The sequence below is a fragment of the Cryobacterium sp. N21 genome (genome assembly GCF_002929575.1).
Classification (GTDB): domain Bacteria; phylum Actinomycetota; class Actinomycetes; order Actinomycetales; family Microbacteriaceae; genus Cryobacterium; species Cryobacterium flavum.
The window spans coordinates 22,867-45,817 of sequence record NZ_PJJQ01000026.1 but is presented as its reverse complement, the minus strand read 5'-3'; the positions used below and the strand labels follow the sequence as shown (position 1 = coordinate 45,817).

The window sequence follows — 22,951 nt, the reverse complement described above, 5'->3', positions numbered from 1 at the left end:
GTTATTGCAATAATAATTGCATTGTGTGATGCATGCAATGCGGATTGCTGACGCAGATCTTGTGGGAATCCGCCTCAGAATCGGCTATTACCAGAATCCCAGCGCGAATTCGGCGATGACTGCGGAGAAGACGAACGAGGCGGTGATGGCGACGAGGCCGACGGGGATGATCTTCCATCCCACGGTCTTCAGGAGCGCGAGGTCCTTGCCGAGGCTCAGTCCGGCAAACGTGAGTGCCACGCATCCGATCGACAGGAAGTCGATTGAAGTGACGAGGACCACGAGGGGCGCGGCGATCGGCGAGTAGGGGCTGGAGACGAGCGCCCCGATGGTTGTTACCCAGACGATTGCGGAGATCTTCCGGCTGACCTTGGCAAGGAACTGGCCGAGGAGAAGGAGTGCGATCAGTACCGCGTAGCCGCCCACGATATTCACGTTCACTCCCCCGGCGAAAACGGAGGCCGTTCCGATTCCTACGATGGCCATGATCGGGATGGAGACCCAGGGGCGAATGTAGACGGGCGCGGCGGATTCGTTGACCTGCTCGCGGAAGACGCGGTTGGATTCTTCGGTCTCGGCCGAGACGGCAGAAGCGGCGACGGCCGCGACCTTCTGGCGTCGGGTGAGGAACGTGTAGAAGCGGTCGGCGAGCGGGAGAGCTATGTAGATGCCTACGTAGACGCCGAGAACGGTGGTGATGAGGTTGGAGACGGCGGCGATGGCAAGGATGGATTCTTCCTGGCCGGGGTAGGCGCCGATAATGCTCGCGGTGGAGGCAGCCATCATCGACCCGGATCCGACGCCGGCGCCCATCGCCAAGGCCAGGGGGTCGAAGATGTTCGCCGATGCGACGAGCGAGGTGAGGAGCGTGATGTAGATGGCGCCAAAGAGGGTGCCGAATACGTACATCGCGAGCACGCCCCGGTACTGGTCGGAGTCGGGTCCATACTTCTCGCTGACCATTGCAAACGCAGGCTCACGATCCAGGGAGAAGGTGGCACCGATAGTCGCTTTGCCCATGCGCAGTAGTACGGCAAGAGGCAGGGCAAGGGCAACTGTGCCGAGTAAGTGGCCGACTTCCTGCAGCAGAAGTGCGGGGCCCGCCTGCAGCAGGGTGGGGATATTGGGGCCGATGTTGAAGGCGAGCCGGGCGACCAGGAACAGGACGGCGATTCCAACGAATGCGTTGGCGATCCTCTGGAAGTCCAGACTCACCCGCTTGATGCGCTGGAAGGAGATCCCGGCGCCGATGAGTAGTCCCCAGACCATGGGGAAGAAGACGATGGCTGCTGGGCCGAGGTCGAGGGTGTGGGCGCCGATGAGTTGGGCGACGAGGGCGACGACAAATGCAGCGGCAGCGACCGGCCAGATCTCACGCAGTCCGACGATGAGCTTCACTTTCGCGTCTGTGGTGATGGTCATAGTCGTGTCCTTTTTAGTGGTGGGCACGGCGCGCGGCAGCGGTCGTGTAGTGCTGGTGGGATTCGGGGGACGACGCCACGCTGGCGACCGTCCAGGCCATGCCGACGCCGGCTTGCAGCATCACGTCGTATGCCGCGTCCGTATTGGCGCCGGCGGCGAAATCGTGGGAGTGCACGGGGCTGGCCACCCCGGGTATCCCAATCCATGGGTGGATCGAGGGAATGACCTGCGAGACATTTCCCATGTCGGTGGATCCTCCGGTGAGTCCGGCGGCGCGGCTCACGTCGTGGCCGAAGATCGCTATTGCGGCGCTCCAGTGCGAGCAAAGGTCCTCGTCCTGGAGAAGGGCATCGTAGACCGGGCCGATTGCTTCAATGGACAGCGCCGCTCCCGTCGCCAGCGCACCCGCCTCGAAGCAGCGGTTCACTTTCTCGAGGAGGATGTCGAAATCGCTGCGGGAGAAGGCGCGGGCTTCGAAGTTCACGACCGCGAGCTCAGGGATGATATTCGTGACGGATCCGGCCTCGGCAACGTAGAGGGCGACACGGTGATCATCCGGGAGTTGCTGGCGGAGAAGCCCGACGGCCACCTGGGTGACTACGGCGGCATCCGCAGCGTTGACGGCGAGGTGAGGGGCAGCTGCGGCATGGGAGGCGGTCCCGGTGAAGATGGCGCGGAACCGTCCAACGACCTGGCTGGACGTCCCGGCAGGGTTGAAGCTCATGCCCTCCGGAAACGGGTGCACCATCAACGCAAGCGCGACGTCGGCGAACACTCCTGATTCAAGGAGGAGCGCCTTTCCTCCTCCGTGCTCCTCCGCTGGGGCGCCGAAGACCTTGAGAGTGATGTCGAGTTCGTCCAGGAGCGGCAGCAGACCGAGTGTCGCCGCGAGTCCTGCGCCGGCAATCAGGTTGTGCCCGCAAGCATGTCCCACTTCGGGAAGTGCGTCGTATTCGAGGAACACGCCAACCGTGAGCCGTCCCGACCCCTTCGCGCCGACGAACGCCGTCGGCAGGCCGCCGAGAGTACGCGTGACGACCATCCCCTCGCTCTCGAGGAACGCAGCGAGCAGCTCAGCCGACTCAACCTCATCGAATGACATCTCAGCCAAAGCATGGATTCGACGACTGACATCGATGACGCCCTCGGCCGATTCGGTGACGATCCGGTAGATGGTCGACTGCAGCGGAGTCAGCTCTTGATTGGTCTTCATTAACCTCATGCGGCTCATTATCCATCTCCTCGACATTCGAATGCAATCCAATTGGCAGAAATGCATTTCTGCAATTCACGTTGCTCTCAAAGTTAGGGGCTGCGCGTGGGACCGAAAAACCGGGCATGTTACGGGTTTGTAAATTCCGTCATGAGCAGTTCACGGTCTCTCGCCGTCCGCGTCTGCTGACGTCAGTGCGAGGCCAGGCATCGAATTGCATCGAAATCTCTTTACATGGTTCCCGCGGAGGTCTTAGCCTCGATCCAGCGGTCCGCCTTGGGTTAGTGGCGTCGCTGATTTTCTAGCGCGACCGTGGTGGTGGGCGTGGCGATTATGAACGTCATTAGTCGAAGCCAGGACGTCGTCCGGTGAGGAAACTCTCTAGATCAGCACGGTAAACGACCACACCGTGCTCTGGACACACACCCATGGTCTGCCCGCGCATCCAAGCCTGAAACGTGGGCAGACGGTCACCGAAGAGTGCGTGGATCTCGGCCGATGTCGTGCCAAGCTCGCACGCTCCGCGCTTGCCTACACCGACGTCGAGTGACGTGGCAAATCGCTCCATTGCTGCGACGTCGTCCACAGTCAGCCCAACGGTGGGCGCCGGCTCGAGCATCATGTGTGACACAGTGAAGATCAGGTCGTCGCCAAAGTTCGGCGAAGTGCGACCAATCGCAATCTCCTCGTCGTCCGCCCAGATCCAGGGCTGCCCGGCGGTCTCGACTAGTGCACGTAAGGCGGTTCGTTTCCACTCGGCCAGCACAGCTCCGCGGTATCGCGGCGGCCTGCTGCCCAACACGAAGCCGCCTGATAGCTTTCCGTCGAGTGTTTGCTCGATGAAAGCTCGTACGTTTGGACCCCAAGATGTGAGCCAACCGAGCTCGACGTTGTTGGTTTGGACGAACGTGTCGAGTGCCTGGACAACCGCGGGATCGATGTCGACCCAGTACTTGTGACCGTGAGCAGTACGCACGTGACGACGTTCGATTCCATTAGCAACGGGCGGCATCGCCTTCTCGTAGGATTGCCCGTTCCTGCGATTTCTCTCCCACAGGTCGACGTCGATGGAGTTCAGTACGCCGTCGACGTCGAGGGCGAGCAGGATGCCGGTGCCAGGAAAAGTGTCGGCCGGGAGCAGAGTCTCTACGCGCGTGTCATCTATGGCAGTCATTGTGTCACTTGCACTGGTTGATAAAGTTATCAGCCGCCGCGTGCGGTGATATCTTTATCAGAATCCGGCGGCAACCCTCCGTAAGCCGCGAATCCAGCTGCACCACCGGGACTGGCTTATGAATCTCTATTAATTTGTATTAACGCTATTAACACGACGTCCCCCGTTTACTGTGTTTTTGTTTCTTTATCCTGTTTATCAGGAGGCCGTGCGCTCGTCCACGAACCGTATGGCGTGCTCGAACTGAGACTCGTTGAAGGATAAGGCCATGTGCTCGATCTCAGTGGCCTTGATGCCGTGCTTCTGCGTGGTCTCGCGCCAGGCGCTGACAGCACGTGTCACGCGGGAGAGCGCATCTGCGGCGTCACTCTTCGTGAGACGGTACGCATCCCGACCCTCGATCAGAAGCCGAAGGTCGCGGTGCGTTGGGTCATCACGGTTATGGATCCGGCGTGGGCGCACTCGGCTTCCCGCGCGGGTCGGGTTCACTTCGAAGAGTGGGCTAAGCCGCCAAGCGCCGCGCTCGCGCGTAAATCCTTGGCTCTTCCAGTGATCGTCGACGTTGTTCACGAGCACAGTGAACGCCACGCGGCCGAACATCTCGCGCAGGTCGCCAGCAGACGCCGAGAGCGTGACCTGGTCGATCGTGTCGGCGAAGTCCTCGTAGCTCGCAGAACTCTGCGGCCCGAGTCCCATCGCCGTCATCGCAGACATATAACCCACGCGCGATTGATCAGCGCCAGCGCCGACTCTATCGAAACGCTCAATGAGTAACGATGACTTGTGCTCGTTGAGGCGGATGAGCCGACGGCGGGGCACGCGCAGGCCGGCCGGCGCCGCCGAGGGCGCTCGCGAACTTGGGGATCGGGAACATCTTCCATCTCTGCAGCCTGCCCGGTCGAGCTGGCTCCTGCCATTACGGCGTTCGTAAAGGGAACTCCTTCGCCGCCTTCTACGACACTATTCGGGACGATCCCGGTGCCCTATTCAAGGTTGACAGAGAGGGGTATTGGAACTGTCGGAAAGGAAATGGTAATTCGAATCTTACCTTTGCTGTTGCTGACGCCCTGCGTCGTGTGTCGTCTCCAGCGCTTGGTCGAACATTTGGGTCCGAGGGTCGCGCAGTTAGGTCAGCAGTTGGTTTCTCGCCAGGTCTGCATAGAGCGCACTGTTAGCAAGGAGTTCGCCGTGCGTTCCGATCGCGTCAACCCGCCCATCCTTCAGCACAATGATCTGATCAGATGCGACTACAGTGCTCAGGCGGTGGGCTACCACGATCAGAGTGCGTTCTGAAGACACGCCCTCCAACGCACTGAGAAGCGCTTTCTCCGTGGTCGAGTCGACGCTGGAGGTCGGCTCGTCAAAAAGCAATACGCGTTGCTGGCCGAGGAGCACCCTCGCCCACGACAACCGCTGTCTCTCGCCACCTGATAGGAGACCCCCCGAATCTCCTACCTGCGTTTCCAGACCCAGGGCGGATCGTGCGACGACCTCAGTCAATTGCACCTGAGCAAGCACAGCTTCCATCTCAGCGGCCGTTGCGTCTCGTTTGCCGAGACGTAGGTTGTCGCCAATTGTTCCGCCCAAGGCAGGTGCATTCTGCTCGAGATACCCGATGCTGTTTCGGTAGTCCGACATCCCCAGCTCTCGAACGTTGCACCCCTGGTAGGTGATTGCACCACTGTCGGGGATGTAGAACCGTTCAATAAGCGCCAAGAGCGTTGACTTGCCGGCACCGGACGGGCCAACAATCGCTACCCGAGATCCCGGCGCGATTCGGAAAGTCACGTCGTCAAGAGTCGGGTGCGCAGCTGAATATCCAAAGCTCACATTATCGAACGCAAGCAGCGGCGCCCCTGCGGTCTGATGCTGGTGTCGAAGCGGGATACCCGCTGGATCTTCCTCTATCGGCAGGGCGATTATTTCAGCAATACGGTCAAACGCAGCTAGGCCGGCCTGGATCTGGGTGAAGGCTCCCATCGCCTGAGTGACGGGCATCACAAGAAGGAAGAGGTACAAGATGAAGGCCATCAGCTCGCCGATTGACATCTGCCCGCCAGCTACTCGAATTCCACCGAGGGCCAACACGACGATAAATGCGCCTTGTATACAGATAGACATCAATGGCTGAACGGTTGCCTGAAGCCGAGCCATAGCCACACCTGCGTCATAAGCTCGGGCGGCCGCCGCACCAACACGCTTTTCCTCGTGGGCGGTCGCATCACTTGCACGGATGAGGCGGATGGACGCTAGCGCCCTCTCGACGAGTGACGTCATCGCGGAGACTTCCTCTTGAGTGCGCTGGCTGATTACGCGAATAGCTTTGCCGACGAAGGTCACTCCGACTGCACCGACGATGACGGACCCGACGGTGATTGCGAACAAAAAGGGGTCGAGCATGACCATCAGAACAACCGCGGCAAGAAACATCAGAATCGCGGAGATAAAATCGAAGAGTCCAGAGGTGACAATGGATCGAACTACGCCGGTGTCGGCACCCATTCGGCTGATGAAGTCACCTTTAGGGCGATGGTCGTACTGATGCATTGGAAGACGTAGAATTCGCGCGATCAGCGATTTGCGTAACCCCAGGATCACCGCTTCGCCGGTGCGCTGGAGGGCGAATGACTGCAAGCCGCGTAAGAGTGCCTCGCCGAGCGTAACCCCGACCAACACGGCGACCCAGGGGCCGAGAGCCTCCGACGCTCCCACGGCGTCGATCATGCCACGCACCACCAGCGGTTGAGCAACTGTTAGCACAGTCGCCGCCAGGGACACGACGGCCACGATGACGATCGCGAACCGGTGGTCTCGCAAATGGGGCCAGAAGTCTTTCAGCGAAGTCTTCGGTGGCCCCGCTTTTGCATCGAAGTTGTCTATCGCCGTCGCTGTCAGCTGATCAGTCATTCCGAACTACTTTCGTTTGGCGCGAGGTCATAGCGCGGTTGGTGTGGCACGTGAGCCGCTCGATATTCGCCCAGGTTTCGGCGAGTGATATTACAGTTTGTTGACGGGACGCCAGAGGATTGCCTCTCCCAGCGGATCGCTCGTTCCGATCTGACGTCGGCCTAATAGCAGTCGTGAACAGCACGTTTTTTCGGTCAATCATCAGCGAAGCGGGCGGGGTATTCGGGGCCCTCGACGTGCATCTCCACCTGATGCCAGCTGACGCGGCTGGGAGGGGCTCCGACCGGCCCCGTTTTGCCATCCATCCCGCGTGGCAGACGATCTGCATCAAGGGCATGTGGGTCGTTTACCAAATACACCGCTCCCCACGTGTTCAAATGCGGATTCGAGTACCACGTCTTCACGATTACGCCGCTTAGGGAGCGGTACTTCTCGGCGGCGGAGGATTGGACCCATTCGCGCAGGTCGTCGATTGTTGCTCCAGAGCTCACGAGGTCCCATTCGGCTATTACGAGGAAACGCATGTGTGCCTCACGGGAATGGGTGCGGGAACGGATTGATGTCCGCTTGGTCCAGAGGTTTCTCGCGGTACCCGAGGAGAGCCGGGACCGACAGCAGCCGATCGATGTTTTCTGTCCTACGGAGCGCGTGCCCGAATGTCATCGTAAGCGACCCTGTCACCAAAACTTTTACGCAGCTGAGTCCAGCAGCACGATGCTCGTCTGTTGTTTGGTCGACGACGATCACATCTTGCCCGCATCGGTCTAGGCGTTCCACAAAGTCGTAGACGTCGTCGCGCAAATCGGAACTCGCAATTTCGACGTGGAGCTTTGAGCGCTCTGAAAAGGAGGACATCTGGGATTCAGACAAGAAGGCAAACCGAGACGAAGCTTCTGCTGAGCCGTAAACCGTCGCGTGGTCTTCCATGTTGCGGACAAGTGTTGAATCCCGTGCCATCGCCAATGCTCGCTCGGCGTTCGTCGGAAAACGGCTGATGAAATCTTTGAGGAAGGGGCCGAGTTCACTGATTGCGCTGAGCGCTGCCCTCTCTAAGTTCAGGTGGGCACCAGCGGCGCACACCCGAGCGGGACGGACGGTGTCGGTCAAGCTCGATCTGGCGTCTTCGGCCATCGCCCAAACCGTTGGGATGCCGTTCTCAGTCGTCTGATCGAATAGTCGAATGATGTAGCCGGTTTCCTGTTCGAGCAACGATGCTTGTATCCGCAATGACTGGTCAGCGGCGGACGTGAGGTCGAGTTCCGGAATGGGTAGCTGTGCGTACCAGGTCAGTAGAAAGGCGTCGCGCTCCACGACCTCGAGCAAGCCGAACAATATCGCTTCTTCAATCGAGCCTCCCAGCGCACAGCCGTTCGATACCTCTGATGTGAACGGCAGCTGCTGGGAGTCGTGGGCGACGTAGTAATAGGCGGTCGACTCTGGCACCAAAACGGGGCCGTTGGCAGCGAATGAAAATGCCCATACCCACGCGCACTCCAGGTCGCGTTGAAAACGTCGGTAGGGGTACGCACCTGACGTATATGTGTCCTCTGGGTGAACGCCGAATAGTCGAGGGTCGACAGCGTCTGGTTGGAGCGCGTCATATGAGCCGACAATTGCGGTACGCCGTGCTCCGGGCTGGACGCCGCCGTACCTCTCCAGGGCTTCCAGAATCGCGGTGGCTTCACTTTCGTCGTAGTTCATGCTTCGGCCAAATCCCGGCTCGACCCAGTCGTGTCGGCGGAGTTTCATCAGCGCGGCGGAAATTGCTAGACCGCCTTGGTTGTCCCTACGGACCGCGTGGATGAGTCCGGTCTCACTATCAACGTATGTAGAGCGGAGTTGGTCGAGCTTCTCGACTGCGGCAGAGAGACGGTATTGGTCGGGTCTGCTCTTGATCCGCGTTTGGAGGCTCAATGTCCCTGCCTCCGCTGTGTCTTCTGGAAGATCGGAACATTCGGGGCACAAAGGGTCTATCAGGAAAAGATGGCGAGATGCGGTCAGATTCCAATGGTCGAAGATAACGACGGACCGTTGATAAGGCGTGATAGTCGAGTCGTCGATTTCCAGCTTAATGATGGTCGTCAGCGTGTGCATCGCAATGACATCGAGCAACGGCTGTGGCCGTTGGTCGCTTTCCATCCAACGGCGCTCGTCTGCGTCCTTCGCCGCATTGTTCGGGCGCGCTAATCGACGCCGCGTTGCGAAGCAGGTGTAGCACCCGGGGGCGTCGTTGACGAGCGGACCAACCACCGTTTGTGCAGCGCCCGTTGTGACGATGAGAGCGGGTCGAGGCGCCTTGGAGGCTGGGCGGTCCACGACTACGGAGGCTGAGCTTTCGGGGTGCCGGTAAATGCCCGACTCCAGTACGTCGAACCCTGCCCGAAGGAAAGCTGCCTCTAGGGCGTTGGAGGGCGGAAAAGACCGGCCAACTGCCAGGATAGGAGCCGAGATTGTGGTCACAAGTACACCGCCGCAATACGAAAGGGGAAGATCTCGGCAAGTGCCGGGTCTTGGGTGAGGGTGAAGTAAGCGATCTCTCCGTACCGGCTTACCCACGAGACGTCGGAGAACCAGTCCGGGTGGCGCGGCGCCACATTCGTGTCATCCGGTAGCGCCCAGCCTTGAGGACGCATTCCTTGGTTGTCTCCTTTAGATGACTGGTGCCACGCAAGGGCGAGCAGCAGAGCGGCGTCTTCTGCATCTTCAGCGTTCGCCCCTTCTGCGTAGACCGCGTGTTCTGCCGCCACTTGAACAGCACATACATGAAACGGTGTGTTGGTCAAATGCCAGGTGACGACCTGACGGTTGTCAAGGGTGCGCAACAAGGCCTCGTGGACAGTTCTCCGGGCTTCTGTGCGCAGCCCGTGCAATTGGGCTGTTCGGAGCATTCGGCCTAGCTCCAGAGAACGAGCAGCTGCTGCTGTGGCGGAAATCCAACTGGTCCCGTGCGCCAAACCGGCGGGCACTTCCGATAAATCCCGCTCGGTGCCGAACCGCGACCCCAGTTCTTCGTCGAGAAATACCCAGTCTAAAGAAACTCGTGCGGTGTCACTGCGCATGACGCCTCCGGCTCTTGGCGTCCTTGGCGTCCTCGGCGATGCCACAGCCGGGACGCCAGGACCGAATCCGTGTACTAGGAGTGCCAGTCGCGCCGCGGCTACGCGTGCCGCCTCGAGCGTGGCTCCATACCCGTATGCGCGAGTCGGAATTGCCCGACCGTCGCGAACCAAAACGCGCGACACCTGCAATGGGCCTTGCTCCAAGCCAGATTCTGACGGGACTCCGATCGGGCCGATGACATCATCAGCGATGCAGGCTGCCCTACGCGAGAATTCAACGTCGGACACTTCCGCAATCGCCTGGTCATGGTGCTCGATGGTCTCGGGGTCGGTAGTTCCGGATCGACGCACGAGTGTCCGGTCAGTGGGCTCAAGTGTCAGCAAATCAAAAGATCGAACAGCCGCCATGCCGGGTTCCTGCGTGCTCAAGGACGCCACTAAAATCGATTGGCAGAGCTGGTATACGGCGGCTTGCAATCGGCTCACATCTATTCCAGTTGCCGTCCGGTCGGCGCCGCCCATGCGGTGAAGCAGGTCGTCGGCTGTCGGTGCTGGTAGGTCTGTTCCGGGCCGAAGCCACCAAAGTCGATGACCTATGAGTGCGACGTGGTGGAAGTGGCGCCGCGCAGCGCTACCGGCTTCGTTGCTCACTATGCGCGTTTCCGGTGTGGGTGCCCAATCGATCTGGATGCTGGTCCCACCGAATTCTGCTGTGTCAGCGTGTGCTTCGCCCGTCGTGACCTCGATTCCAAAGAGCGCGAATGTTTGGGCCAGGAAATGGGACACCGCGTTTTCTGGCTCGGACAAAAGAATAATCCGAGGAAGTACATGGCGAAGCCCCGTACCGCGTTCTAGACGGGATCCGGCCGAGGGCGCAAGTTGCGCTGTGTCGCTGACGATGTTTAGCGCTCCGGCTCCCTTGAGCGTCCGAACCAACTCCTCAAACGCCGCAGCGCGTCCTTCAGGCATGGCCGCGACCAGTCCGCTCAAAAGCTGCGGTTCGACTGTCTGCTGTGCCAACCAATCGACAATAGGAAATATTGAACGCCCGCGAACAAAAGACGCGCCGACCGCGTTTGAGATGAGAGCCCCATCTAGGTCGTCTGTAACCGTGGCGTCTGGACGCCATCTAACGAAGATGCTCATGCTGGGCGCTCCGTGAACTCCTCGGTCGCTGAGCGCGAGCCGAGGAGAAACTCCCCAATAGTGACGTCGGTCAGAGGGTCAAGGCCGGTCGCAGCGGAGAACAGGTCACTGTCTCCGCTTCCGATCGCGCACGGAGCAAGCCCCATGTCGGAAGCGACGAGATACATCGTTTGCATGACCACTCCGACGTGTTTCAACATCACGGCGTACCCCATTTGTTCATATTTCCAGAGAATGCGACCGACGCGGGCCACGAAGAAGATCACTACCTGCGGCTCGGATTTCACCGTCGACGAGTGGGAAGCGATACGGATCAGGTTTGCCAAGGCACCAGGGTCTGGTGTGTCAATCTTGTCCAGTCCGTGATCGAACGAGTCGTAGTGGTACAAGCCAGGACGTAGGCCGACGACATTGCGAACCGCAATGAAAGTATCAATTTCGTACGCGGACCCGCCTGATGGGTGCGGTCGGCTGAGGTACTCCACGCCGTCGACGCGATGCGAAAGTCGCGTCCGAACAGACCGGTACAGAAACTCTCCGAGCTGGTCGAGGGTCAAGGCATTCGCGTCGTCATGCACGCGAAACGACCGACGGTCCTCGAGAACCTGATGCAGGCTTCCCCCGATTTTGTTGTCGGCAAAGGGCGGGCTAGGTAGTGAAAACTGCTCGATCACTCGGTGCTTGGGGAGTGCGGGAAGGGCAGGGAATTCGTCTTTGGCCCAAAATGTGCCGCCGAAATTTCTTGCTCGACCATAGCGGCGCGTACGTTCGTGGAACCACAGCTCATGAGCGGACCATTGCCGCTCATTGAATCCTTCCGGGTCCCCCTCGTTGGTGGCTTCCAGCCATCTGAGCGCTGTGGCGATGGCTCCCCCGTTGTCGGGAATTTCCGCGCTAATGCCGTGCCAAAGGACATCTAGGACATTGGTCGAGTGAATCACGGCGTCGGCCCACGAATGAGGCAGTTCGAGCCTCACCTCGTCCCCAGCGCGAACCACAATCGCGAATTTGGATGCGCGCATGTTTTTCGGTGAACGATGAAATTGCGGGTAGTCGGCGACGCTGCGCCGAGGGACGATCGTAAGCAGAGGTTGTCCGCCTGCGATCAGGAGGATCTCAAGCCATCCGCCGCGAATCAGCTTCAGTATTAGTGCTGATTCGGTGCTGACCCCTGACAAGACGGCCAAGTCTGGCAGCGAAACGTCGACCCAGTCGTCTGCGAGATCGCGAAGAAGAGCCTCGTTCGTGTCTGAGATGACGCCCAGGTCGAGTTTCGCAGGCCATTTTGCGAGAAAGGTCTCGCGATTTTCGCCGGTGACTTGGTAGACGCCGCGGAGAAGCTTCGCCCGCCAATGCCCGTCTTGCGATTCGGAAGAAAGTACCTGGATCTGATCGACCCCAACGACACCGGTCATTATCCCTCCAACATTCTCAGCGCGCTCACGCCGTATAAGTCCTCGACACTGTTTGAGATCAGCGTGCAAATCATGAATCGCTGATGAGGCGTCAGGCCCGCCTTGGTAAGGTGTAGATAGGTCAGATTGAGTACCAATCGGAAGCGTCGGAACCAATCGCTCTCCCGGGTGTCCAACTGCCATCGTGAATTGGCGGCAAGTCGCGCGTGAAATGCGCTCGTGGGCCACATGTCCACACTTCTGGCGCCCGTCTTCGCAGGTGAGGCGGGAAAGATCTCGGACAGCGGAGCGACGCCCGCCGTCTCGATGAGAATGTCTACGAAGTTTTGGATCCGCGATTCGGACTGTCCGGAGCCGGCAGCTTCTACGATGTTGCTAAGGCGTTCGCGCATCGATGAGCCCCCGGCAAGGTACATCTTTTCCCAGGCACCACGTGTCTCGGCCATCCCGCCTCCCGCAAGGTAAGCCTCAGAGTGAGATTTAAGGGACACAAATCCGCTCTGTATAGAACCGTCAGCAAAACTGTGGCTTACAACGGTGATCAAATCGAAGGCGTAGGCGAGGAGGTCTGCAGGTTTAGTCAGAGAGGTCATCGATAAAACGTCGAGCTCCAGAGAGCGCCTTTGAAACTCGATCAGAATACCGTTGAGTGCGCTGTTCGCCTGCCGATCTTCCCCTGCAGGTTTATAGGCCGACCGGGTTACCTGACCGTCGCGCTGCCAAGGAAAGAGCACTCCAGTGTTTTTCTCGTAGGTGGCCAGCTTCGTGTGCATGTTCACGAAGTTCGCCGGATCCACGTCGCGTGACGAGCGGTATTGCGCGTCGGCGGACAGGAGTTGACTGTGGATCGCCGGCAGGACCGAGGCAGCGTAGGACGCTGCCCTTGAATCGAAAACACACGAGACATGCGGTCCGCGTGCCCATCCAACCTCAAGGAACGCGTCAACTCCGCTCCTCCGGGCTAATGCGAACACGGGACTCGCGCGCTCTACTATGAATGGGACGTGATCCGAATCCCACCGGTAGGCGGTCACTGAAACCCATCTACTCATGCTTCCGACTCTGTTCCCACGGATGCTGAGTCCGCCGATGGCAGGGCTTGTACGGCGATGCGGCGCAGATAAAGCTCTTCCTTGAGCGAGAGGCCCATTCGGTTGCACCAGAGATGCGCGCAGATGTCGAGCGCGGATGCGGTGGCGACTTCACCGGCTCTGCGGGAAATGGCGCGTAGGGATTCTGCCCATCGGCCAAGGACGTCGGAGCGTCCTGCCTCGTGTGCCGCGGATTGAGCGTCCTCTACTAGTGATGCCAACGCCGGCGGGAGCTGGACTGGATTCTCGCCCTGCGTTTCCCCGCTGGACCAGCGACCGAGTATCGTCTCTGCCGAGCGGATGTCCAGGTCGGCGGAAAACCAAGTGGTCAGCAAAATCGCTGTACTGGTACTCCACCTCTGGCTTCTGGTCGTTTCAAGATTTTCCAGCGCTAACTCGGACGAATCGCAAAAGTGTTGCTCAAATGCCGCCAAGGTGTCGCCCCAACCGTATTTCGCGTTCTCCGGTTTGTACGGTGGTGTCCACACGTCGCCGTGAGGACGAAGTGTGTGAGATGCGTCGTCGACCAGCTCACGCGATGCGAACTCGCGGGAAACGCGGGCGAAGCTATCTTGCGAGTAGATGTACACCGGAGCGTGGTCCCTCGCCCACCCTGCGCTTACTTGGCACAATTCTGTAGCAATACCACCGGCTCGCTGCGGGTTATCGCCCTGAATCCGGATTCGGACGTGTGGGCCTTCCTCCCAGTAACGAAGAAAGAACCAGCGCGCGACATCACCTGAGCTTTGTGCGTCTTGCATAAGAGGACGAATTACGCCCGTGAGTAGTTCGTCGGTGTCTGCGTCGCAACGAATGTGAATCGATTTCCAAGCGGCTGAGGGGGACTTTCGGGTTTTGGCTTCGTATCTACTTGTCGTCATCTGCTCGCCCTCTCGCGTTCGATGTGCGTAACTGGGGTTTGGCTCTCGATGAGGATTTCACTCACGAATTCAGACGGGTCTCCGTCCATGGGGTCGGGGAGCGCCTCGTCGAAGACGTAAAAATCGCAGTTTTGGCCATGCCGTAGATAGTCTGCAATACCCCACCATGAGTCGAGATCCAAGAAGACAGGTTTTCGGGATTTCGCCTTGTCACCGGAAAGCTCCTGGCCCCAAGCTCGTGCGAAGGAACGTTCCGGTATCGCTGAGCTGGCAAACCATTCTCGCAACCGATACCAAAAGACCGGCCTAGATTCGCTGGCATCCTGTGCTGGGAACAGAGGCGCAGGAACGATCCATCGCTGTCGCTGAATGACGACTCGGCCTACTTGAATTCGCGGGACCACGACTGTTTCTTCTATTTCGTCCAAGCGAAAGTTTGACGCGAATGGGGGTGCACTGGGGTGGAGCAGATATGTATTCGCAAACACTCTTTCGAGAAAACGAGCAAGTGGCGGCAATTGATAGTCCGCAAGCATGCCGACGTGTGCCGGGACAACAACACTGTCGAATCGGTCATCGATGAGGACGAGCCCGTCTCCAGAGGATGGTCGTTCAACGGCCAGCGCTGAAATCGGAATCCGTTCCGCGAGAGGCCGGGCGGAATAGGTAAAGGGGTAGTCGATCTCCCACTCCGTCGTTGACCCCCGCACGTTTAAACTCGAACCATGCGTGCCGCTGTACTCTGCCTGGCGCGCATTCGTTTGGCGGCTCTGGCTGAGCACCGGGAACTCTGCATCGACGCTTCTTAGCATGAAATTTGTGCGCGCTCGGCCGCGTCCGTTACCACCGTGAATCACGTTGATCGCTAACAAGCACGGGGCATTGATCCGCGCAATGGGCTGGACGTAACATGCTGCAGACTCGGGAATGCCCAGCCATCGGGGCCAGCTGGCGAAAACCTTAGTCACTTCGGCTGGGGGAATAACTGAGTGACCGCCGAAGGTGAACTGGTCCACCAACCGGAAAGAGTCGGCACGTAACGCGGCCAACTGCCTCAATCTAGGAGGATCGGCAGCATCGCCGACCACGGGTTGCCGCGGGATTCTGCTGAAGTATTTCTTGAGTGGTGCAGTTCGCGGCGACTCGGGAGTCTGGAGAGCTGTGCTGATGGCCCGGTAGAACTCCAACAAACTAGTTCGCTCGCCTGGTGCCATGAACGACGCCGCGAAATCTTCGACCGCGAGACGACCGGGAAGTTTAGGGTCAAATTGCGACAACCAGGAACGAGCTACGTCAAGCTCAGGAAGCGCGTCTCCCCACCCATCGGTTGATACAGACCAGTCGGCGTCGAGGACGACTGCGCTTTCGTGGATGACGTCAACCGAGATGCTGTGAGCGAGGTCCGGCGGGGCGACGAGCGCAAGAATCGTTGAGGCGCTACGGATTGCTCTAGTGATCCGTTCGCGCTGAGCCGTCTGATCAAAAATCGTGAGCGAGCATTCCTCCAGATCGTTCTGCAACTGCTCTAAGACGTGGCCATAAGATAGTGCCTGCGTCACCACACGGTCCAGGGTACTTAGCCAATCGTTGAGTGCGGTCAGTGGTCGCAGGGCGTTGTCGGAGACCGGCACATTGCTCTGCAAGAACCCTGCCTGCAGCAACGAACGAACCATGTCCAAGGCGTCCGTTCGCCCGACACCGTGCTCTTCCAGTGTCTGCGCCCATCCACCTACAGACTGCGGCTTAGAAGGAATATTGAGCATGGTCCTCAGTAGTCCGCTGGACGGCATGCGAAGAATAGATTCCCGCGGGGTCGAGCCGACAAACTCGATGCCATGCTGAGTCTCGTTGGCGGACGGATTGACTCGAATGAAGAGGTGCGGTTCGAAGGCTGCGTTATGACGGATGTCCTCAAGAATCAGAGTCCAGAGTCGCCCGTCGAGCTGCAGCACCGGCACGGTTGGCTTCAACTGCACATCCGACCCTTTTGGTTTCGTCGTCAAAGAACCTTGCGCGGTTCGCGTGAACGTCGAGTATGGACTGGTTTTAGCGGCGACCCTCGCCAGAAACGTCGCGAGTCTCATCGCAATCTTCTTCTCAAGAGGACGGCCGTCTAGAGCACGACGCGCGAGAACAAGTTCCAAGGAGGGGGCGGCAGTCAGCAATCCGTGCAGCACGTGGGGGTCTGAGGCGAGACCCACGTTGGTATGCAGGTGACGTCGCTCTTCATCCGCAAAAGCAGACCCCAGAGCAAGCCTGAGCCGCTCCGTCGTAACCAGCGTTGCATCCAGGCTGTTCATTGCGGATTCGACTAAGTGCCGCCGCGGGAACTGATCAGGAACGACGTAGGCGCCGGCGACCTTGAGGTCGCGTACCGTGCGCCTCAACCTGATGAGCGACTTGGATAGCGCGGGGGATGCCCGAGCGTCGCCGACAGCGTCGAACAGGACCGTGCGAGCATGCTCGCGAGCCGTATCGACGGTATTCGATGCGATCTGAAACTCGGCCATGATTGTGATCGTTCGAGGCCAACGCAGGCTATGGAGCGTCGACTTTGACGCTCCAGCTATACGGACGTCCACGGTCGAGTCAACACCTCGACGGGCGACCGCTGACGATTCCGGCGCCTTCGTCATCGGGTCTTTCTCCTGTTCTTTGAGAGGGAGAGGTGGGCGAAGTGGCACGGAAAGTAGCCACTCCGCCCGAGCAACGGACTTACGCGCTGCTAGAGGGGGCGGAGCAGGAGCAACACGGGTAGCAGAAGCAGTTGGTCGAGGCCCCAACTTCATCCATTCCATGTCCCGCGGTGAGGGAGTTAACGTTCAACCCCTCATCCATCAACTCGAATACATCGATTGGCAAACCTTTGATCGAATCAGCCATGAGAGTTCACACCTTTCGCTACGTCGGCAAGCCGACTGGTTTGTGCCAAGACCATTTGGCCTCACAAACAGATTGCACTGTTTGTTTTGAGTTGTCAATTCATTCCTGATAAGTGCCGAACACTTATGGCTCAGTGCCGCCGATAGCGGCCGGCAAGTGTGCAACCCGCCACTGCGCCTGAGGGTACAGGGAGCCGCTAGCCCGTCGAAGCACGTGGGCCAAGGCGCCGCGGAAAACGCTTGAAGCAAGGAGTGCGTTTGCGATTAGCGCGACGCTGATTTCCTGGGCGCGCCAACAGGCCACACGGCACACGATCCGGGACAGACCGATACCTCACCTCGCCCTCTCTTCCAGAGGCACAGGGCTCGGCTGATTTCGCTGTTTAACCGCGGAGTAGCCCTCGAACGTCGAGCCCCGGATGAGCTTCCTTTGCGTGTCCAATACCAGTAAGAAGCAAGGCCCACATCTCTTCCAGACGGTCGAGAATGTCTGCCCATTGGGTGCGCGCCTGCGATAGGGATTGGACGCCGGTAAAGGTGGCAATCACGTAGGCCGCCAATCGATCAGTGCTGTGATCGGAAACAATGTCCCCGTCTGCGACGGCGCGCTCGATCAATGCATTACAGGTTTCAATCCAGTCTTCGTAAGGCCCGCGAGCCGTTTCAACGAACACGTCGGCTGATTCCGTACTCAGCCGAAGTCCGGCCCGAACGAGAGGTGACGTCGTTATCTGAGTTGCGAGCTCCCGCGACAGCATGATCATGGCTGGTAGGCCCCGAATTTTTTCGTCGAGAAGCACTTTCCCGGCATCGAGAAACAGTTGATGCTGACGCTGAATTACTTCGAGCGCAACAGCTTTCTTTGAGTCAAAATGGAAATACAGTGACCCTTGGGTTGTCCCACCTTCACGTAGGATATCCGCCAGGGTCGCCTGAGCATAGGTCTTGCTCGCAAACACGGTTCCTGCCGCCTGGACGATAATTTCCCGTGTCGCGTATGCTCGAGCTTGCTTGGCCATCAATTTCCACTTGTAAGTTGTAAGTTGTAAGTTGTAAGAAATATTACGGGGTTCCCGGTACTTTATTCCGGTCCCATACCAGTGCCGAAACTTTCGCCTCGTGCGGCACAGCCTGCGGCGGCATGGCAACCAAGCTCGACTCGTACCAAGCGGCTCCCGCTGGGGAAATATCTATCGGTATCCCAGGGTTAGTGGCTAGAAGACCCCACAACGATCCAGAATCCACCCAATTGTCTTTGGCAACCATTTCTATCTGCGATTGCGTAACTCCCATCTTCCCCAGCGCCCGCAACGTGTATCCGGTGTCATACGAGACACTTGGCAAGCGTATTGCATGTGGCTGAGTGACGCTCTCTACGAGTTGCGCCACTGTAACGGTCTCCGGGTGCGCTGCATGGAAGACTCGACCTCCGACATTAGGGGACAGGTCGGTGGACACCTCGCTGATCACCCTCGCGAGACTTTCGCTCGAGATGATGGATACCCGCGCTCGACCGCCCTCAATCCATCCGCCTAGTGCACGCATGGCGCGGAGCAGCGGCGGAATGAAGAAACGATCGCCCGGTCCATAAACAAGGTGTGGGCGAAGAACAATTCCGCCAACGTCGATGGTGGCACGCTCGGCGACGAGACGACTGGTGTTCAGCGTTGATCGCGGAGTCAACTTGTCGAGCTGCTCCCGCGCACCGTTTGACACGGCCCCTCCATAAACACTAGTGCTGCTGATGTACACCAGTCGAGATGCGCCAGCTCGTTCCGCTGCGATGGCGAGGTTGGCGCCGCCCACGGCGTTAACTTCGTGTTGTTTACTCGGGTCAAAGCCGACAAAGCTCGCTGCGTTCACGATTGTTTGATGGCCCTGGCAGGCGCTGACCAAAGAGGGAAGGTCAGTCAGGTCTCCCGGGACCGCGTTAGGTCGTCCCTCCAATGCGGATCCTCGTCTTGCAAGGTAGGACGCCTGCACTCCTTGGGAAAGCATCTGCTTCGCTACAGCTGACCCAATGAAGCCGCTTGCACCGACGATAAGCACGCGAAATGTAGGGTGGGCGACGTGCGTCACGAGCATCGCTTCGCATCCGGCCCGGCCCCGGTTTTACTGCCTTGCCGTGGCGCCGTGTAAGCGAGCGATGCAGAGGCGATTATTCCAAATAGGTCCGGACACTCAACCTCCACGCTGTGCAATATGCCTTCGGATCCGCGGTCAAAAGTTCTCGATTTCACAATTCGCAGGACGGAGGACGACACTCCCCCACCATGGGGCGTCCTAATGGCTGAGAATCGTGCGCGGCGCATCCAAAGGTTCGATGCCGTCGACCGGCTCACGTCCGATGCTGCAAAGATAAGCACTTGCGCCATCTGAGACGCGATCACCAGGCAGTCGATAACGGTGACGCCTGGCCAGTATCGGCCTTCTATCCCCGCGCTTTCCGCGCCGCCATATGGGTGAATCACGTGGCGGGACGTAATTGCCTCATGATCACTTGTCGGCTCGAAGTTCAGTGATGACGAGTGGGAAGTATCTTTGTAAAGGTCGGTGAGAGCTCCTGAACCAATCGGCACCGCCACCGGTCCTTCTAGACTCTTCGCTTGCCCAACCCTCGCCGTCGCCGCCAGGTGGCAAATGTTCATTGAGACTGAGACCCCGCCGATGCGTGTCCGGAAAATTGAAGTGATGCCGGCTCCTGACCCTTCTCGGGAAATTCTGAAACAGTGGACCGGGATTGATCCAAGCTCGATGAATGGCGTCGCGCCGGCTCTAATTTCGATGTCAGCAAGCCATGCCGCGGCGAGTTGGACGTCAGATAGCTTTTCAACATTACTCAAGTACGTCTCTGCGAGCCGAACAGCAAGCACCACGGCATCAATGGTGCTCAAATGCGGCACCCGCACGGAGCCGTCCGCATGCGTCGACCAATTACGAGGGTATTGAGCAGTTCCGATCCCAGCCACCGCTAAATGTCCATCCTCGCGGGTTAGGATCTCGAGCTGGGCCAGTTGATGGTCGACTCGGCGGTAGCCGTCTCCGAAGTACCGCCCGCTAGAGGCCCCAAGGTAATCGTCGAACCCGTTCCCTGTCGTCCTGAAGTGATGGGGGTCGGCCGGGAAAAGTCGGGCGGGCGTGTTTCGCGACGCGCGTGTCACGGCTCTCGGCCAATCTGCAAAAGGTCGACCACTTCATCTGGAACCGTGAAGTGCCTAGCCTTGACACCGAGCTTGTACTGGGATCTCAGCAGGGGCAGAACGTCCTCCGGCACCACGCCTTCCGCCTGAAGCGACGCGACAATAAGAGTCACCGGGCGAGCGAACGCAACAAGCATCCGTTCATCGGCTCGACCGTCAATTTCATACACCCGCTCACGGATCACCCGTCCGCCGTTCGTGGCGGCTTCTCGAATGACAGCTGCGTCTACAAGCTCTTCATCATCGAGTCGATCTAACACAGCGAGCAACGTCGACGGCGTCCACGGCGTCCTTAGAGAAGGCTCATCCCTAACCCGTTCGATATCGGCGACCGACGTGGCCCGAACGACCACGTCCAAGACTTCACATCGTTGAAGGAACTCAGCGGGCTTTAGGAAAAAGACACGTTGACTTGTGCGCGCGGCATACTCGGCGACTAGTTCCCGGCGGGGGTCAACCAAGAACCCCTTGTCGCGTTGCCTCCAATCGTCTTTGACGTCGCCGGACACCCCTTCCTCGTTTACAGAGTCGATCGTGTCTACGTGCGCGTGACCTGGCGGCTCATGAGCCAACGCCTTTCGAATGCCTCCATCGGTTGCCGCCGGCCGGCTCGTCTCGTCGCACGCATCGCCGACTTTGCCCTCGAGTAATACTTCCAACCGTTTCAGCACGCTGTCGGTGTCGGTCGGTGTCGCAGTATGAATTCGAGTAGGCGTATCCATCTCCAGCCGCTCCCGGATTTCCGCGAACGCCGCGTCAAACCGAGAGAGCATCGGAACCCTATTGACCGCGTTTAGGGCCAGAGACTTCGACCAACGCATGATTGCATCACGGGTCGATGATTCGCTTTCGCTCAAAGCACCGGGACTGTCTCGAACGTCCGAGCTGGCCTTTCCTGAAACACGGCTGCGATTTCGCCAGAATTCCCGGACCAATTGGTCCGGCACGAATAGACCCGGCCCGACTTTGGCGAAAAATTCGAGACTTCTGTCATCAACCGTTTCGTGGTGATACCGGTAAAGATTACGAGAAACATTCGTGTCCTCTGCAAGGAACCCATATTGCAGTGCCGCCCACGAATCTTTGCCAGTTGGAATTCTGAACGATTCGAGTCCCGTGTGTAGACCGTTCGGAGGCATTGGCGCTCGTTCCTGTCGTGTGCGATTCCCTCGCCGACGCCCCCATTCCAAGGACAGGGTCGTCTAACGATCGCAAGGGCCTTGGATTTAACATACCTATTGAGTTGTTTTTTTTCGATCGGTATTTTTGAAACCGCCGAGTTCTTCACCGCACGGGCCCAAACGACGGGGTGTGCACAGTAGATGTGCCCACAACTGGGGTGGCCATCGACATGGTCGCAAAACTCGAGGCTAGGGACTGCGATTTGAGCGTAAGGTCCTGCGATCGACCACACACGAGGAGAAGCCCGCATTTCGAGACAACGGGGCCCCGGGCTATCTGGCCGTGCAGTCGAAGAGCCCAACCGTCTGGCCCAAACTCCTAGTCCGCGGTGCAGATACGGAGGTCGGATGTTGCCGGAAAGCGAATCAGGTAATTGCGGTCCGCAGCTCCAATAACCCCCCAGTCGTCCTTGGTCAATCTGATTCCATCGGGCGACACCTCGGTGATACGCACGCGCAACCAGGTCCCGCCTGCGAGGAGTAATTCGTAGCGATCCGCGAGGTAGCCGATGCCGAGCTCGTCAAGAGTTTGCTCCGCGGTCAGCCAATCCACTTCTTCGGTCTGCCGACGTCCGAGCAGATCGACCGCTACGAACCCGTCACCCGTTGGAATCATCCAACCGAGACGTTCTTTGTCCCCAGACCGGCGATGCTCAATCCAGCGCTCGTCCAACATGGCCACATTTCTCCTTTCACGGACACACCAACGATCATGACTAGCTGCTAAACCCACGACGATACAAACCTACTGCAATGTTTTGGATCGCGGACAGGCGGTCCAGCGCCGATCCGCTTCCGCAGACCCCTGCCATAAAAAGGCAACCTATTCCGACGTCACGTGGTCTGCGCCTGCATGCTGAATTGAGACAGACCTCAAGAAAATCTGTTTCATGACTAATCGTCGTAAGTTCAGTGCCGAGTTCCCTGCCGAGGCCATCGTGAACCGTCCCGGGTTTCATGCCGCCGTTTTGTTGGCGGCTTCGATATTTGTCGGGCCGTTTGTCCCAGCGTAATAGTTGACCTCATATTCGGCCGGCGGCATGTTTCCCAGGGCGCTGTGTAGACGCCGATTGTTGTACCAGTCGAGCCAGTCGAAGGTGAGTTTCTCGACGTCGGCGAGGGTCTTCAGCGGACCGGTTATGAAGGGTGAGTTCTTCGCGACGGCCTCGTTCTTGTAGAGGCCCATGACGGTCTCGGCGGCCGCATTGTCATACGCGTCACCGACCGTGCCGATCGATGCGACCAATCCCTCGAGCGCTACGGTCTCCGTGAATCGAATGGACGTATATTGCGACCCGGCATCGCTGTTAAGCCGAATTCGGCTTAACAGCGATTATGCCGAGGATGACGTTAAGCCGAGGAACCGTGTTGATGCTGGTT

General features: G+C 58.9%; 17 protein-coding genes and 1 pseudogene. All 18 read right to left on the bottom strand.

Annotation, left to right across the window (positions count from 1 at the left end; all coding sequences use genetic code 11):
- Positions 1 to 87: 87 nt before the first annotated feature.
- A complete protein-coding gene (locus CXY77_RS03330; RefSeq protein WP_104129693.1) occupies positions 88 to 1,422 on the bottom strand; it encodes a DUF3100 domain-containing protein in 1,335 nt (444 codons plus the stop codon).
- 13 nt (positions 1,423 to 1,435) lie between these two features.
- The gene (locus tag CXY77_RS03325) at positions 1,436 to 2,635 is read right to left on the bottom strand and encodes an amidohydrolase (protein WP_199181870.1); all 1,200 of its coding nucleotides are present in this window, start codon (positions 2,633 to 2,635) and stop codon (positions 1,436 to 1,438) included.
- Between the two features lie 343 nt (positions 2,636 to 2,978).
- Complete coding sequence (locus CXY77_RS03320; protein ID WP_104129691.1) at positions 2,979 to 3,809, bottom strand: hypothetical protein; 831 nt, start codon at positions 3,807 to 3,809, stop codon at positions 2,979 to 2,981.
- Positions 3,810 to 4,007: 198 nt separating this feature from the next.
- A pseudogene (locus tag CXY77_RS03315) lies at positions 4,008 to 4,637 on the bottom strand (HipA domain-containing protein); the annotation flags it as partial.
- A 297-nt stretch (positions 4,638 to 4,934) separates the two neighbouring features.
- Positions 4,935 to 6,716, bottom strand: a complete 1,782-nt coding sequence (locus CXY77_RS03310) for an ABC transporter ATP-binding protein (protein ID WP_104129689.1) — start codon at positions 6,714 to 6,716, stop codon at positions 4,935 to 4,937.
- A gap of 531 nt (positions 6,717 to 7,247) precedes the next feature.
- Positions 7,248 to 9,032, bottom strand: coding sequence for a TOMM precursor leader peptide-binding protein (locus tag CXY77_RS03300; RefSeq protein WP_140425474.1), 1,785 nt, complete (start codon positions 9,030 to 9,032; stop codon positions 7,248 to 7,250).
- 140 nt (positions 9,033 to 9,172) lie between these two features.
- On the bottom strand, positions 9,173 to 10,921 hold the full coding sequence (locus CXY77_RS19850) for a hypothetical protein (RefSeq protein WP_140425473.1): 1,749 nt from the start codon (positions 10,919 to 10,921) through the stop codon (positions 9,173 to 9,175).
- The gene (locus CXY77_RS03295) at positions 10,918 to 12,336 is read right to left on the bottom strand and encodes a SagB family peptide dehydrogenase (protein WP_104129686.1); all 1,419 of its coding nucleotides are present in this window, start codon (positions 12,334 to 12,336) and stop codon (positions 10,918 to 10,920) included. The genes CXY77_RS19850 and CXY77_RS03295 overlap by 4 nt, the downstream gene beginning before the upstream one ends.
- Entirely contained in the window at positions 12,336 to 13,133 is a 798-nt protein-coding gene (locus tag CXY77_RS03290) for a hypothetical protein (RefSeq protein ID WP_369831286.1), read from the bottom strand. The genes CXY77_RS03295 and CXY77_RS03290 overlap by 1 nt, the downstream gene beginning before the upstream one ends.
- Positions 13,134 to 13,384: 251 nt before the next feature.
- On the bottom strand, positions 13,385 to 14,308 hold the full coding sequence (locus tag CXY77_RS03285) for a thiopeptide-type bacteriocin biosynthesis protein (protein WP_104129684.1): 924 nt from the start codon (positions 14,306 to 14,308) through the stop codon (positions 13,385 to 13,387).
- Positions 14,305 to 16,818: a lantibiotic dehydratase gene (locus CXY77_RS03280; protein ID WP_158252766.1), complete on the bottom strand. Its 2,514-nt coding sequence runs from the start codon at positions 16,816 to 16,818 to the stop codon at positions 14,305 to 14,307. The genes CXY77_RS03285 and CXY77_RS03280 overlap by 4 nt, the downstream gene beginning before the upstream one ends.
- A gap of 205 nt (positions 16,819 to 17,023) precedes the next feature.
- Positions 17,024 to 17,191, bottom strand: coding sequence for a thiomuracin/GE37468 family thiazolyl RiPP peptide (locus tag CXY77_RS03275; protein WP_104129682.1), 168 nt, complete (start codon positions 17,189 to 17,191; stop codon positions 17,024 to 17,026).
- A gap of 382 nt (positions 17,192 to 17,573) precedes the next feature.
- Entirely contained in the window at positions 17,574 to 18,209 is a 636-nt protein-coding gene (locus CXY77_RS03270) for a ScbR family autoregulator-binding transcription factor (protein WP_104129681.1), read from the bottom strand.
- Between the two features lie 43 nt (positions 18,210 to 18,252).
- Positions 18,253 to 19,275: an NAD(P)-dependent oxidoreductase gene (locus CXY77_RS03265; RefSeq protein WP_104129680.1), complete on the bottom strand. Its 1,023-nt coding sequence runs from the start codon at positions 19,273 to 19,275 to the stop codon at positions 18,253 to 18,255.
- Positions 19,266 to 20,351, bottom strand: coding sequence for an AvrD family protein (locus CXY77_RS03260; RefSeq protein ID WP_104129679.1), 1,086 nt, complete (start codon positions 20,349 to 20,351; stop codon positions 19,266 to 19,268). The genes CXY77_RS03265 and CXY77_RS03260 overlap by 10 nt, the downstream gene beginning before the upstream one ends.
- Complete coding sequence (locus CXY77_RS03255) at positions 20,348 to 21,529, bottom strand: PIN-like domain-containing protein (RefSeq protein ID WP_140425472.1); 1,182 nt, start codon at positions 21,527 to 21,529, stop codon at positions 20,348 to 20,350. The genes CXY77_RS03260 and CXY77_RS03255 overlap by 4 nt, the downstream gene beginning before the upstream one ends.
- Positions 21,530 to 21,890: 361 nt before the next feature.
- A complete protein-coding gene (locus CXY77_RS03250; protein ID WP_233197196.1) occupies positions 21,891 to 22,247 on the bottom strand; it encodes a hypothetical protein in 357 nt (118 codons plus the stop codon).
- A 279-nt stretch (positions 22,248 to 22,526) separates the two neighbouring features.
- Positions 22,527 to 22,817, bottom strand: a complete 291-nt coding sequence (locus CXY77_RS03245) for an integrase core domain-containing protein (protein ID WP_158252765.1) — start codon at positions 22,815 to 22,817, stop codon at positions 22,527 to 22,529.
- Between the last annotated feature and the right edge of the window lie 134 nt (positions 22,818 to 22,951).